The sequence below is a fragment of the Glaciecola sp. HA4-3 genome, assembly GCF_055693685.1.
On the sequence record NZ_CM146340.1, the window covers coordinates 585,399 to 600,176 of the forward strand.

A 14,778-nucleotide genomic window follows, 5' to 3' on the forward strand; every position below is an offset into this window, starting at 1 on the left:
TGCAAATTTATGAGCCTAAGATCAATCTAAATCGGAGAAAAGAATGAAACTTCAAGGACTCTTTAAAGCATCAACTGTAGCACTTGCTATTTCACTAACAGCCTGTGGTGGCGATATTAATATTGCTGAAGGTGATATTATAGATAACAGTAGCACCGTGACTAATAATAATGGCAATGGCACAGGTGGCACCCCCACGACACCTGATGATACAAAACCTGGGACTACAAGTAGTTTTCTTTCTGGTGAAGTATCTACAGCGCTTGGGCAAACAGTCGAAGTACGCACCTTAAGCGGCCGTTTAACCGATAGCGATGGTGAAAACGGCGTTATTACCTTAACTAACGACACTGTATGGGCGATAGAAGGCCCCGTGTTTGTTGGTGGCGATAAAGTCGATAGCGTCGTCTTGGAGATTGAAGAGGGAACTATCATTTTTGGTCGAACAGGCCGTGATTATTTAGTGGTCAGCCGTGATTCAGATATTGAAGTCAATGGAACTGCATCTAGCCCAGTAATCATGACATCGTTTAATGATGTGCTAGGCGATACTGTAGGTGCAGGTCAATGGGGTGGCCTAGTTATCTTAGGAAACGGTACATCGACAAAATGCCCAACAGATGGCTCTGATTGTGCCTTACAAGTTGAAGGCGTCGAAGAGGGTGCTGTTTTTGGTGGCACTGACGATGCTGATAGCTCAGGTAACTTAAACTACCTAGTGGTTAAATATGCAGGCTTTGAAATTGCGCCAGATAATGAGTTAAACGGCATTACTTTTGGTGGTGTTGGCTCAGGTACTGAAGTATCGCATTTACAAGTGCACGCCAACGCTGATGATGGCGTAGAATTTTTTGGTGGTGCAGTCAATGTTAAACACCTTGTATTAACCGGTATTCAAGACGACTCTGTAGATTGGGACAATGGGTATACGGGTAAACTTCAATATGTGTATATCGAACATGCCTCTGATAATTCAGATGCGAATCGCGGCATCGAAGGAGACGGAGATGGCGGTGAAGGAACCGATTTTTCAAAGCCTCAAATCGCTAACATCACGATTATTGGTAATGACTATGATACGTCTGACTTAGACTCAGAAGGTGTTTTACTGCGCGATCAGACAGGCGCAAACATCATGAACATGTTAATTACAGGATCATCAGGTACGGGTGAGTGCCTTGAGATGGATACTGATGAGACGGTTCAAGGTAACTTAGGCGATGGTGATATTACCATTACGCATTCATACATTGCTTGTTCAACTCCATTTCAGTTCGACGATGCCAGCGTTAACCTAGAAACATGGTTTACTGATGAAACAACAAATACCTTGTTGAGCTTTGAAAATCGTGGGCAGTTGGGACTAAACCAAGACGGCACCCTAACTTCAGAAAGTGAACTACTAACAGCCGGTGGAAATCCTGCTAACTTAGATTCGTTCTTTGAGACAAATACGTTTGTCGGTGCAGTTGGTGCGAATGATTGGCGTCAAGGTTGGGCTTTTGGATTTGGTGGCGGAACAATTGATGTGGTGCAAAGTGCGTCAGGTTGTCCAACAGGGACAACAACGATTGCTTCAGTCGATGGCTCGTCAAACACATGTGAAATTTCAGGTCGTATAACATCAAATTTAAGACTCACTAACGATAATGTATATGCCTTATCGGGCGCAGTATTTGTTGGTGGTGATAATACTGATAGTGCAACATTAACAGTTGACCCCGGTACGATTGTTTATGGCGCTTCTGGTAACGATTATTTGGTTGTTAGCCGAGGCTCGAGCATCATTGCTGATGGTACTGCCTCTAACCCTATAACTTTCACTTCAAAACAGCATGTTGAGAACGGTCTTGTTGCAGGTCTTGCAAATGGTGCAGCAGGCCAATGGGGCGGCATGATTATTTTAGGTAACGGTACATCAACTAAATGCCCAATTGATGGTTCCGATTGTTCATTACAAGTTGAAGGTGCACAAGAAGGTGCGGTGTTTGGCGGAAATGATAATGCTGAAAGTTCAGGTACCCTTCGTTATGTCCGCGTGATGCATGGTGGATTTGAAATTGCGCCTGACAATGAACTCAATGGTATTACCTTTGGTTCAGTAGGCTCAGGTACTATTGTTGAATATTTGCAAGTGCACAAGAATGCAGACGATGGTATTGAGTTCTTTGGTGGTGCAGTTAACGCTCGTTATGTCGTGTTAACGGGCATTCAAGATGATTCTGTTGATTGGGATAATGGTTACACCGGTAAAATGCAGTTTGTATTAGTGCAACATGCGCAAGATGGTGATTTAGACGCCAACCGTGCCATAGAAGGTGACGGTGATGGTGGAGAAGGCACAGCGTTTTCAAACCCAATGATTGCCAATATGACTGTTATCGGTAATACATTCGATACCAGTGACTTGGATTCTGAAGGCGTGCTACTTCGAGACCAAACCAATGCTCAATTGTATAACTTTGTGATTACTGGTCCTGTGGGGATGGGCGAGTGTTTTGAAGCGGATTTGTCAGAGTCTGTTCCTGATGCCACTTTATTAGGAAATATGGATGGTACGAATAGCCCTCAAATGACGTTTGAAAGCTCGGTAATTGCTTGTGAGCAAAATATTAACAATAGCGGTGATTTTGACCAAGAAGCATGGTTCCTAGGACAAAATGGTAATAGTTTTGCTGCTAACCAAGCCGCGGTACTTAATGGCAAATTCACCATTGATACTACAAGCCCAACGGCTGTAAATAGTGTTGACGCTTTTTTCACTGACGTAGACTTTATTGGTGCAGTCAAAGATGCTCAAAATGATTGGACTGCTGATTGGACGGTTGGCTTAGATTAAGTCTTAAATACTTACTATAAGAAGCAAAGCACCTTGCATTGGTAAGGTGCTTTTATGAATGCCACAAGGTGGCAAATAGTATTTCGTAAAGAGGTAACATATGTCTAAGCCAAACAATAGCTTTGTTCTTTCTACCGTTTCATTAATGGTGCTTTGTGCCTTGGGTATGCCTGCAGCTGTATTGGCTCAACAGAGTGAAGAAGAAGCCATTGAAGAAGTGGTAACAACTGGGACCAGATTAAAAGGAACGGCAACAGCCGTTATTGAGGAACGAAAAAACCAAGCGTTTGTCGCCGATATTCTTGGTGCAGAGCAGATTTCTCGAACTGGTGACTCTGACGCAGCATCGGCCTTGCGTCGAGTAACGGGCTTAACATTGGTAGATGGAAAGTTTATTTATGTTAGAGGACTTGGTGAGCGTTATTCCAGTACCGTTTTAAATGGTTCACAAGTACCTAGTCCAGATCCTACACGTAATGTTATCCCTTTGGATTTATTCCCAGCGGATATCATTGAAAGTTTGTCGGTTCAAAAATCATACTCTCCTTCCATGCCAGCTTCATTTGGCGGGGGTAATGTGGATATTCGTTTAAAGTCTATTCCTACACAATTTGTACTCAATGCTAGTATTGGAGCTGGCTATAACTCAGAAAATAGCAGCAATGGGCTAAATTACAATGGTGGCGGCAATGACTGGCGCGGTCAAGATGATGGTAGCCGAGCTGCACCTCTTGCTATCCAAGACAGATGGAATAGTTTAAATTTTCTGGATAATTTAGAACAAGATATTGCTCTAGATTTGTTCTCGCAAGTTAAACGAGATTACGACCCGTTTCAGGACAGCATTGGTCCCGATGGTAGTGTAAATTTTACGGTGGGTAACAGCGTTGATTTAACTAACAAATGGCGAGTTGGTTTTCTAGCAACATCAAGTTACGATTCAAGTACTCAAGTATCACAGCAATACGAAGTGCAAGTTGCTCAACTTGTGCAAGATACTGTTGTGCTTGATAGGTTGTTTGATGATATCAGCTCAACAGAGCGAACGGTTCAATGGTCACAATTACTCACTCTTGGGCTCGATTATAATCGTAATCACCAAGTCGATTATAGTTTAATTGTGTTAAACGACACACGCGATGAGGTACTAGAGCGCTTTGGCAACACCGAAAATCTATCATTGGCTGAAAATGTGCGCATTCGTGAAATCGAAGTAGAGTACGAAGAGCGTCGTATGTTTACCAATCAGCTTAAAGGGCAACATACTTTTCCTGAGTTAAACTTCATTGGTTTTGACTGGCGCTATACAGTTGGGCGTTCTTTACGTAATGCGCCTTAGCAATTTTGAGTCACGATTTATTATCGAGGATATCAACGAAGATGATCTGTTTGATACCAATAATGAAATTAGCTTGGTTAATGCTCAAACAGCCGGTAGATATTCGTTTCAAGACCTAAACGATCGAGTCGAAAATGGTGGCTATAACCTCAGTGTGCCGTTTAGCTTTGATAATTGGGAAATAGAAATGAAGGTTGGTGCTGACCATTTAACGAAAACAAGAACTGCCCAAAATAGACGTTTTGATGTAAATACACGTGCATTTTCTGATTCTTCACTACTTGTTGGTAATACTTTTGGTGACATTCTAAGCAATGATGTACTTTCATCAGCAACATTCAATGACAGAGCGATACTTCGTGATACCACGATTGCCGGCGATGACTATATTGCAGCGCAAAAAAATGATGCTTATTACATAGAGCTTGATACTTTTTATAAGAATAAGTGGCGTTTTTCAGGTGGTGTGCGTTATGAAGATTTTAGGCAAGTTGTTGCGCCAACTGACCCGCGAACTAATCAGTTTGATTTGACCGATGGTGGACTTGAAGAGCTTGCTTTCCAAGAAGACGACTTTTACCCAGCAATTGCACTTACCTATATCCCTAACGATGATATGCAGTATCGAGTGAGTTTTGGTAAAACGGTGGTTCGTCCTGATTTAAGAGAAGTATCGTCTGCCACCTATTTGGATCCTCTAACCGGCTTTCCGATTGGTGGAACACCTGGCTTGTTAACGACATCGATTAACAACTTCGATTTACGCTGGGAATGGTATAGAGAAGCTGGTAACAATATATCGGTTGGCTTATTTTATAAAGATATGGATGCACCGATTGAATCTGTTCAGTCACCTTCTCAGGATGGGCCTCCTTTAATTAGGATTGCAAATGCTGAAGATGGGGAAGTATTTGGTGTAGAAGTTGAATTTTTACAAGGGCTAGAGTTTGTCGGCGATGGCGTTTGGAATAACTTATTTGTATCTGGAAATGTGACAATTAGTGATTCTGAAATTAATTTAGACTTACAAAATATTGTTGAGCAAACTGGTGTATCAGCGGCGATTACCAATACAACAAGACGTTTAACAGGACATTCACAGTTTGTGGCAAACCTACAAATGGGATATGACTCAGATAATGGTGAACATTCAGCGTCTTTGGTCTACAACGTATTTGGTGAACGAATCTTAATACCGGGTATCGATGGCTTAGATGATAGCTTTGAACAGCCCTTTCACTCCTTAGATACGGTATATAAATATTTTCCCGATTTTAATACTGTGATTACCTTTAAGGTACAAAATATCCTTGACCAAGACAAAGAGCTTGAATTTGAAAACGAATTACTGCGTTCAGAAACTCGGGGCGTTGGTGTTAGTTTGTCTTATCGTTATGATTTTTATTAAGCAATAGCACAATAAAAAAGGGCTGATAATATCAGCCCTTTTTGTTTATGGAGAATGTTTATGGAGAATGTTTATGAAGAATGTTAATGGAGTAAGTTAAAACGACTTGTTAAATCGCAAGCCAAAGTTATGATCGCGACTGCCATCGCTTACACCTGCTAAATATCTAAATTCATATTTAAATCCAGCAATTGTGCCACCAATCATGGGCCCAATTTGATGACTTTGCTCGTCAAATGAAGCAAAATCACCGATTTCGCCATATTCGTTGAACATTTCAAGCCCAACTCTCAAGCCATTATCTAGTTTAGTACTTATACTTGCGCGGGTTTCAAATTCGGTTCCATCAAATGCATTATCGCTACCAAACTGTCTTGCAACAATAGCGATGCCTCGTACACGAATTCCATTACTTAAATCCCATTGATTGGTCCAATTAACGGCATATTCTTCGGCTCGTTGTGCGCGGCGCGTGCGAATATCAAACCGTACGCCACTAGACCAAATTCCACCGGGGTCCTTTTTCTTAAAGTTATATAGGACTTCTCCTCTGAAATAGTCATACTGAAAGTCACCTCTGTCACGATATTGCAATATAAGGCGACCTCTGACTCGTTCGTTAAAAGCATATTGATAATGCAAACGATAGCCCAATGAGTCCTCTTGGCCGTCATTATCAGATGGTGTTAATGCAAATCTTATTTGCGCGCTGCGGTCGTCTTTTTTTACGTTAGGCCCGTGCACACCAGATGTGTTAGCTGCTTGCAAAGCGCTAGGCATTAATAGTACTGATGCTAGTGCAATGCTACTGAGTTTAGTACTCAACTTCATCGATAAAACCTTTTGTGTTGTGTGAACAATATGATTAGCTACAAGTATAGCGTGATCCATTACATCTACATAGTTGATGCATCTTCATTTAGATCATCGGCCAATATGACTGCAATGTTACAGATTTATGAAGAGAGTGTTTCACAGCCTGTTCTGTCATAAAAGTGTCACAGAAAATACCTATTCTCTGCCCAAGTTTTTTTGACCATTTACATGACTAGGAAATTGTATGAAGGTTTTAATTCAGCTTGCGACGATTGCGTTAGCAGCAGCGCTTATTTGTCCCAAAGAAGCGAACGCTCAAGAAACACAAATAGTTGACCCTGCACTTCAAAGCGCTCAAGCGATCAACGAATCTGCTGAGCAGACTCAACAAGCGATAAATGGCATCACAGAACAAATTGATGACAAGTTGCAACAATACAAGACACTAGTTAAAGAGATAGAAGGCCTAGAGGTTTATAACGGCCAATTATCACGTCAAATCAGCAATCAGATTCAAGAGATGGTAGACCTAAATGACTCTATTGATGAAGTGAGCGTGATTGAACGTCAAATTACGCCACTTATGATTAGAATGATTGATGGACTAGAGCAGTTTGTTGCACTAGATGTACCATTTTTGCCTGAGGAGCGTTCAGAGCGCATCATTGATTTGAAGGTAATGATGGACAGAGCTGACGTAGCGCCTTCAGAAAAATTCAGACGAGTAATGGAAGCATTCCAAGTCGAAATGGATTATGGGAAAACCATTGAAGCATACAGCGGCTTGCAAATGATCGGTAGTGAAGAGCGAAACGTGGATTTTCTGCGCATAGGTCGTACCGCGCTTATTTATCAAACTCGTGATGGTGGCGCACAAGGTGTTTGGAATAAGCAAACCAAAAAATGGGAAGAGCTTGATTCAAGCTATCGCACGCAAATTACCAAAGGTTTAAGAATTGCTAAAAAGCAGTTGGCGCCTGATTTGCTGATGATACCAGTTGCAACTACAGATTAATTCGGACCTAGGAATATATTTATGAAACGTTTTTACGCTATGGTTCGCAATGCCTCTAAGATTGCATCTACATCGGCCTTGTTGATAGCATTTTCACTTTCATTGCATGCGCAAGAAAACGAAAAAGCACTGGATCTTGATGAGCTACTTAAACAGCTCGAGCAAGGACAATTATCTCAAAATTTACAAAATGAAGCGCGCGAGCAAGCCTTTATTGAAAAGCGTGCTGACCAAGACCGCATTCTTCGAGAAACAATCGCTAAGCGAGATGCATTGTTGCGCGAATCAGAAAGCTTAGAAACGCAATTTGAAGAAAATGAATTTAAGTTAGCTGATTTGAATGGCGCCCTTGATACACGTTTAGGCTCCTTAAAAGAATTATTTGGTGTTTTGCAGCAAGTGGCAGGAGATACCAAAAACAAGTTTTACAATTCAGTGATTTCGGCTCAAATTCCGGGACGAGCAGTCTTTTTAGATGAGATGGCTCAATCGATGGGTTCATCTTCAAAATTAGCGTCAATTGCTGAAATCGAGCGTGTATGGTTTGAAATACAACGTGAAATGACAGAGTCGGGTAAAGTAGTGCGTTTTTCGACAGAAGTCGTTGAAGCCGGCGGTGCAAAAGTGACAAAAGATGTGACTCGTGTGGGTCCATTTGCACTAGTTGCAGACGGGAAATACTTAGAGTATGACGGCATAACTGAAACGGTTGCAGAGCTTATCAGACAACCTCAAGGTCGTTTTTTAGATACGGTGACTCAAATTGAAGGGTCAAGTGGTGAATTAGTTAGGTTTGGTTTGGATCCAACGGGGGGTTCAATTTTAGGCTTACTAGTACAAGCACCCAGCTTGAAAGAGCGCGTTGAGCAAGGTGGGTTGGTTGGCTATATCATCTTGATTGTTGGCGCGGTAGGTTTGTTGTTAGCGCTTGAACGATTGATTAGCTTAACGTTGATAAAAGCCAGTGTAAATAAACAGCTTAAATCAGATGAATACAAAAATAACAATCCTCTTGGTCGCATTATGCAAGTGCGTGACAAATATCCACATGCAGATGTAGAGGCGCTTGAACTTCATCTTACAGAAGCAATTTTAGGTGAAGTGCCAAAACTTAGCCGTTTCTTGACGATTATCAAAATAATCTCTGTAGTGGCACCCCTTATGGGCTTATTAGGTACAGTGACGGGTATGATCAATACTTTCCAAGCGATTACCTTGTTTGGTACAGGTGACCCTAAGTTAATGGCTGGTGGTATTTCAACGGCACTTGTTACTACCGTTTTAGGTCTGGTTGTAGCGATTCCAACAACACTGCTATATGCGATGTTAAATACGCGTAGTAAAAACATTGTATATGTGTTGCAAGAGCAAGCTTCAGGTGTGATTGCAGAACGTGCTGAGAAGATTTCTAGTAAAGCATCAAGCTAAGCCGCTAGGGACAAACGACTATGATTGAATTTTTCGAAGCAATCAGAGATTTCACAGAAACAGGTGGCCAAGTTTTATTGGTCATCGGTCTGTTAATCTTTGTGATGTGGTTGTTAATTCTTGAGCGTGTGATGTATGTCAACGTGACACATAAAAAATTAACACAACAAGCAGTCACACAATGGATGGCAAGAAAAGAACGTTCATCATGGAATGCTGAACAAATACGCCAAGCTTATATTTCAAGGCTAAGCATTCGCTTAAATGGCTCGATACCCATTATTCAGGCTTTAGTAGCCCTGTGTCCTTTATTAGGGTTGATGGGCACAGTAACAGGTATGATTGAAGTGTTTGATGTAATGGCAATATCAGGCAGTGGCAACGCGCGTTCCATGGCATCGGGTGTTTCTAAGGCAACTATTCCTACCATGGCTGGAATGGTTGGGGCTTTATCAGGCGTATTTGCATCTACTTGGCTGGTAAGAACCTCTAAAACTGAACGTACGCATTTAGAAGATGCTTTGCCGCTAGATAGAAATCTAGGGTAAGGCGAAAAAGGAAAGTATTATGAAACAGCATTTTCAAAACTTGATGGACGAGGAAGAAGCAAACATTGATATGACGCCTATGTTAGACGTGGTATTTATTATGTTGATATTTTTTATTGTAACGGCGTCGTTTGTAAAAGAAGCAGGCATTGATGTTAACCGTCCTGAAGCATCTACTGCGGTTAAAAAAGACCGGGCGAGTATATTAATTGCCATCAGTGCAGATGATGAAATTTGGATAAACAAGCGAAGAGTGGATGCACGTGCTGTTCAAGCAAATATTGAACGTTTACATGCGGAAAACCCTCAAGGAACGGTAGTCATTCAAGCGGATAAAAAATCTACTACCGAGACTCTGTTAAAAGTGATGGATGCCTCAAGGGCTGCTGGTATTATGGATGCGGCTGTTGCGACTCAAGAGTAGATTATGTTTAGATTCCTAATTGCTATTGTTCTTGCGGCGTTCATTACGCTGGGTTTGTTTTTCTTGATGCAATCACTTATTGCATCAGGTGGAAGCGCCTTGACGGACCCTCCCCGTGGAAGTGTGCTGGATTTTGTGCGAGTAAAGCAACAAGAGCAAGTTGAACAAAAAGACCGTAAACCACAAAAACCCCCTAAACCTCAAGAGCCGCCGCCGCAAATGGAGCAGCCACAGGTCGATTCATCCACTCCAGATGCTGGTGATGGTGGTCTGGATTTTAGCGCAGATCTAGGTGCAGATGTTGCTCTAGATGGCGGTTTGGCCTTGAGTTCAGGCGATGGAGAATACGTCCCTATTACCAAAGTAGCGGCTGTGTATCCTCGACGTGCGATGCAAAGAGGGATTCAAGGTTTTGTAATAGTGGAATTTACGGTGGGTAAAACTGGCGCAGTGCAAGACCCTGTTGTTGTGCAGGCCAACCCAGAAGGTATTTTTGAGCAAGCCGCAATTGATGCTGTACTTAAATTTAAATATAAGCCGCGGGTGATAAATGGCGAGCCAATCGCTGTAGCTGGTGTACAAAACCGTATTACCTTTGAGTTAGAGTAGGGGCATAGAAAATGAAAAATCGTCAAACACCTACCACAAGTATTCTTCACAAGTGTTTACAATTTGCACTGATGAGTCTGTCGAGCATAAGTATTGCCGTGGTTGTCATTATAGCGAGTCAGACCTTAGTCGTTTCAAGTGCATACGCAGCGCTAGCCCAAGAAAATGCCACAAATGAACGTCCTACAAGAAGAACGCCAGCATTAAGAGCAAGAGTCTATGAGCAATTGTCGCGCGCCCAAAGTGTGGGCGATAGTGGCGATATAAAAGGTGCTTTAGCTATTTTGGACGAAGTTAAATCAAAAGCCGACAGCATGAATAGCTACGAACGTGCAATGATGTTTAACTTTTATGGCTTTATTTATTACGAGCAAGAGGACTTTGCGAATACAATATTGTCTTTTAAGCAGGCTGTAGAGCAATCACCTATTCCCGTTAGTTTTGAACAAACCGCTTTGTATTCACTAGCGCAGTTGAGTATGGCAGAAGGCAAGTTTGATGATGTGATTAGCTATTTGGAAAGATGGGAATCATTAAACAATGGTGCAATACCACCTCAAAATTATGTACTAAAAGCACAGGCTTTATATCAAAATAAGCAATATCAAGAGGCGACTCGTTATATTGAAGAAGCGATTATCAATCATGAAAATGACGGTTTTTTACCTGATGAGAATTGGTTGATTTTGCAACGTGCTATTTACTTTGAAATGAAAAAACCAGAAAAAGTAAAGGACATCATTATTAAGCTGATTCGTTTGTATGATGCGCCGAAATATTGGATTCAGTTAGCCGGCATGTATGGCGAGTTAGAACAAGAAGAAAAGCAGTTTGCAGCAATGGAAGTGGCCTACCAACGCGGGTTTGTAACCTCAGCATCTGACACTTTTAACTTAGCACAACTTTATTATTATCATGGTGTCCCTTATAAAGGCGCATTATTGATGGAGCAAGCGATTGAGTCTGGTTTATTGGAGTCGAATTTACGAAATCTTTCTTTTTTAGCGCAAAGCTGGCAGCAAGCAAAGGAAGACGAAAAAGCAGTTCCTGTGATGCGGTTGGCAGCTGATTTGTCAGATGACGGTAAGTTTGATGCACAACTTGCCCTGTTGCACTACAATTTAAGTGAGTATTCCTTAGCAGCGCAAGCCGCCACAAAAGCGATTGAAAAAGGTTCTTTGGCGCGCCCGGGTGATACCCATATGGTCTTGGGTTTATCACTTTACAACCAAAAACAATACGTCCAAGCGCTTGATGAATTAGCAAAAGCAGAAGCGTTTGCTAGCAGTCGAGCAGCTGCGCGGCAGTGGAAAAAGTTTGTTGAACGAGAACAGCGAGACGAACAACTACGAAATGAAATAAATGCAGCGCCTTAAGGCGCTGTTTTTTTAGTTGTCCAGTGCTAGGTAGCAATTGGTCGATAATGCGACTAAACGCGAATTGCATAAAATAATTGTAATGGTAGAAAGTAAGCATAAGCCAATTATTTCAGTGCACAAATCGATAAAAACTAAACACAAGCTTAGTCCCGATTTGGACAAAATTTAATTGGTAAGATACCTAACTAAGCCCTAGTAAGGCGAAGGAGCTCTACCAATGTCAGTCACCATCATCACCAGTAATAAATGCAACTTGCATGATATGGGGGATGACCATCCCGAAAGTCCTGCAAGAATGCATCAAATTAATGATCAAGTCATTGCGTCTGGTTTAGAGTATGTTGTGCACTTTGCCAATGCAAATCGCGTCAAGCTTGCTGATCTTCATGGCGCGCATTCGCCTGAATTTGTCGAGCAAATATTCGAAAAATCGCCCAAAGAAGATCATGAGCGTAGATGGATTGATGACGATACACTAATGACTTCAAAAAGCTTAGATGCGGCACTTTATGCAGCAGGTGCAGTTACTGACGCCGTTGATTTGATAATGCAAAACAAAACCCAAAGTGCGTTTTGTGCGATTCGACCACCCGGCCACCATGCAGGCTACTCAAATTCAGCTGGTTTTTGTATATTTAACAATGTGGCCGTGGGCGTAAAGTATGCGCTTGATAAGTGTCAACTATCAAGAGTCGCGGTTATTGATTTTGATGTGCATCATGGAGATGGCACACAAGATATTATAAAAGATGATGCTAGGGTCTTATTTTGTTCGTCTTTTCAACACCCTTTTTATCCTTTTTCAGGTAATGAAGCATCACGAGAAGGAATTTGTAATGTACCGATTCCTGCAGGGACCGATGGCGTTCGTTATCGTGAAATGATAGCGCCTTGGTTTGATAGGCTAGATAAATTTGCGCCGGAATTAATCTTTATTTCGGCTGGTTTTGATGCACATGTTGAGGATGATTTGGGCCACCTTCGTTTGACCGAAAGTGATTACATTTGGATCACCGAAAGACTTAAAGCGATAGCCGATAAACATTGTGATGGCCATATTGTTTCAGTACTTGAAGGAGGATATGCATTAAGTGCGCTGGCAAGGAGCGTTGTCGCGCACGTTAAGACCTTGGCTAGTTAAAATAGCGCATGTACTTGAGCTGTATTACATGTAAGTCGCTTTGTTATTTGTATTGGCTAATAATGAATCCTGCACATAATCTACATCTTTAAATTTTTATCTACAAAATATAGCGCCAAAACTGAAATTTCACGTATAATCATGCAGCGTCCTTAAGTTGTTCAATTTAGTCTGCCTGCGGTGTTTTTGGTAATATTTTGGATAAAATTGAATGAAGTAATATTTCCTTCATACAGACAGTTTACGGTTGCTTCATCAATAAAAAGATTAATAAGCTATGTAGTTCAAGGGAAGTATCTATGAGCACAGCACCACATCAACCTAGCGAGCAGCTGGGTGGGTTGAATCAGCTGCCTAGAGTTGTTAGGTGGTTATTATTAGTTGTGCTTATTTTTGCAATGTTGACCGCTGTAGGCTTAATTGGTGGTGGATTTAAAACCGCTACCGAAGAACATGCAAAAACCCTTTTTGAATTTGCCTCTAATCCAGTCATGGGATTAATTATCGGTATGGTATGTACCGCCTTAATTCAATCCTCATCAACAGTTTCCTCTATTATTGTTGCCATGGTAGCGGGCGGCTTACCCATTACAATCGCCATTCCGATGATGATGGGAGCAAATATTGGCACCAGTATCACAAATACGATTGTAAGTTTGGGGCATATACGTGACAAACAAGAGTTCCAACGGGCTTTTAATGCCGCTACGATTCATGATTTCTTTAATATATTTGCAGTGCTGGTGTTTCTACCACTTGAAATTATGTTTGGCATATTGGAAAAACTTAGCGGCTTTATGGTTTCGGTGTTCAGTACAGGTTCACCACCAGAGGTAGCAGGCTTTAATATTATTAAAGCGATTACAGGGCCATTTATAGAGCTTGTCACTAGTTTAACATCTGTATTGCCTGCTGTATGGGATGGTAGTAGCCGAATAATTCTTGGCTTGATGTTAATTATTTTGTCGATTACCTATATGGGTAAAATAATGAAGTCCTTGATGGTTGGTAGAGCCAAGGAGATATTGCAAAACAGCCTAGGTCGTGGCGCATTTTCTGGTATCTCATCTGGTACTATCGTAACCGTGCTAGTTCAGTCAAGTTCCACCACTACGTCGTTAATGGTTCCCTTAGTCGGAAATGGTATTGTGACAGCTCGGTCAATATATCCTTTTACTTTGGGCGCGAATATCGGTACTTGCATAACAGCAGTGATTGCGGCGCTGTCTATTAGCGGGCCTAACTCTATTTTGGCACTGCAAATTGCGTTTGTTCACCTTTGCTACAATGTGCTTGCGGTGGCTGTATTATATGGTCTAGCATTTTGGCGAGAGTGGCCGCCGACACTTTCGTATCAATTATCATTAAAAGTCGCTGAACAAAAAGCATATGGTGTTGCTTATATTGCGGGCGTGTTTTTTGTCTTACCTTTAGTGGCTGTTCTGACATTAGCGTAGTAAAAAAAGCCATCACCCTTATTATAAAGCTTTAGGTCAATACCATGAGATTCACCTAAAGGTACATTATGCATAGTGTCTAGAACCCATCTGTTGCGCGTTTTAGATAATGCGTAAAGTATCATGATGGCAAATATCCTGTTGGGAAAGGAATGGCCAGAATGTTGTAAATCGTCCATTAATCTACCGACATTGGGTTTTTCCTTAAATTATGCCTTGGTCTTATAGACCATCGTGTTATCGTCTGTTTTTTGTATTAAATCCTAAGCTTTACAAGCACTTTAATGATTTTTATCATCTAATATGCCCTTGGTAATACCAAAGTAGCATTTTTGTTTAATTAGATAGGTCTATTGTAATCTACGTACTAAAACA

General features: G+C 41.4%; 10 protein-coding genes and 1 pseudogene. 10 read left to right on the plus strand and 1 reads right to left on the minus strand.

Annotated features, from left to right (window positions below; translation table 11 throughout):
* Positions 1-43: 43 nt before the first annotated feature.
* Positions 44-2,839, plus strand: coding sequence for a hypothetical protein (locus tag ACZ1G6_RS02830; protein ID WP_472617972.1), 2,796 nt, complete (start codon positions 44-46; stop codon positions 2,837-2,839).
* Between the two features lie 100 nt (positions 2,840-2,939).
* Positions 2,940-5,586, plus strand: a pseudogene (locus ACZ1G6_RS02835) (TonB-dependent receptor domain-containing protein).
* 96 nt (positions 5,587-5,682) lie between these two features.
* On the opposite strand, the gene ACZ1G6_RS02840 reads toward ACZ1G6_RS02835, so the two are convergent.
* Positions 5,683-6,417, minus strand: coding sequence for a hypothetical protein (locus tag ACZ1G6_RS02840; protein WP_472617973.1), 735 nt, complete (start codon positions 6,415-6,417; stop codon positions 5,683-5,685).
* Between the two features lie 229 nt (positions 6,418-6,646).
* On the opposite strand from ACZ1G6_RS02840, the gene ACZ1G6_RS02845 reads away from it, so the two are divergent.
* The 8 genes from ACZ1G6_RS02845 (at position 6,647) to ACZ1G6_RS02880 (ending at position 14,403) form a co-directional block, all read left to right on the plus strand.
* Positions 6,647-7,417: a DUF3450 domain-containing protein gene (locus tag ACZ1G6_RS02845; protein WP_472617974.1), complete on the plus strand. Its 771-nt coding sequence runs from the start codon at positions 6,647-6,649 to the stop codon at positions 7,415-7,417.
* A gap of 21 nt (positions 7,418-7,438) precedes the next feature.
* Positions 7,439-8,845 carry a MotA/TolQ/ExbB proton channel family protein gene (locus ACZ1G6_RS02850; RefSeq protein WP_472617975.1) on the plus strand — a complete coding sequence of 469 codons (1,407 nt, stop codon included), beginning with the start codon at positions 7,439-7,441 and terminating at the stop codon, positions 8,843-8,845.
* Positions 8,846-8,865: 20 nt separating this feature from the next.
* Positions 8,866-9,393, plus strand: coding sequence for a MotA/TolQ/ExbB proton channel family protein (locus tag ACZ1G6_RS02855; RefSeq protein WP_472617976.1), 528 nt, complete (start codon positions 8,866-8,868; stop codon positions 9,391-9,393).
* 19 nt (positions 9,394-9,412) lie between these two features.
* Entirely contained in the window at positions 9,413-9,817 is a 405-nt protein-coding gene (locus ACZ1G6_RS02860; protein WP_472617977.1) for an ExbD/TolR family protein, read from the plus strand.
* Positions 9,818-9,820: 3 nt separating this feature from the next.
* A complete protein-coding gene (locus ACZ1G6_RS02865; RefSeq protein ID WP_472617978.1) occupies positions 9,821-10,426 on the plus strand; it encodes an energy transducer TonB in 606 nt (201 codons plus the stop codon).
* 11 nt (positions 10,427-10,437) lie between these two features.
* Entirely contained in the window at positions 10,438-11,802 is a 1,365-nt protein-coding gene (locus tag ACZ1G6_RS02870) for a tetratricopeptide repeat protein (protein ID WP_472617979.1), read from the plus strand.
* 220 nt (positions 11,803-12,022) lie between these two features.
* A complete protein-coding gene (locus ACZ1G6_RS02875) occupies positions 12,023-12,946 on the plus strand; it encodes a histone deacetylase family protein (protein ID WP_472617980.1) in 924 nt (307 codons plus the stop codon).
* A gap of 299 nt (positions 12,947-13,245) precedes the next feature.
* A complete protein-coding gene (locus ACZ1G6_RS02880) occupies positions 13,246-14,403 on the plus strand; it encodes a Na/Pi symporter (RefSeq protein WP_472617981.1) in 1,158 nt (385 codons plus the stop codon).
* Positions 14,404-14,778: the final 375 nt, after the last annotated feature.

Bases quoted from the DNA above. Each gene is read 5' to 3' on its own strand.
- ACZ1G6_RS02830 (WP_472617972.1), top strand. From the start codon at position 44: ATGAAACTTCAAGGACTCTTTAAAGCATCAACTGTAGCACTTGCTATT.
- ACZ1G6_RS02840 (WP_472617973.1), bottom strand. From the start codon at position 6,417: ATGAAGTTGAGTACTAAACTCAGTAGCATTGCACTAGCATCAGTACTA.
- ACZ1G6_RS02845 (WP_472617974.1), top strand. From the start codon at position 6,647: ATGAAGGTTTTAATTCAGCTTGCGACGATTGCGTTAGCAGCAGCGCTT.
- ACZ1G6_RS02850 (WP_472617975.1), top strand. From the start codon at position 7,439: ATGAAACGTTTTTACGCTATGGTTCGCAATGCCTCTAAGATTGCATCT.
- ACZ1G6_RS02855 (WP_472617976.1), top strand. From the start codon at position 8,866: ATGATTGAATTTTTCGAAGCAATCAGAGATTTCACAGAAACAGGTGGC.
- ACZ1G6_RS02860 (WP_472617977.1), top strand. From the start codon at position 9,413: ATGAAACAGCATTTTCAAAACTTGATGGACGAGGAAGAAGCAAACATT.
- ACZ1G6_RS02865 (WP_472617978.1), top strand. From the start codon at position 9,821: ATGTTTAGATTCCTAATTGCTATTGTTCTTGCGGCGTTCATTACGCTG.
- ACZ1G6_RS02870 (WP_472617979.1), top strand. From the start codon at position 10,438: ATGAAAAATCGTCAAACACCTACCACAAGTATTCTTCACAAGTGTTTA.
- ACZ1G6_RS02875 (WP_472617980.1), top strand. From the start codon at position 12,023: ATGTCAGTCACCATCATCACCAGTAATAAATGCAACTTGCATGATATG.
- ACZ1G6_RS02880 (WP_472617981.1), top strand. From the start codon at position 13,246: ATGAGCACAGCACCACATCAACCTAGCGAGCAGCTGGGTGGGTTGAAT.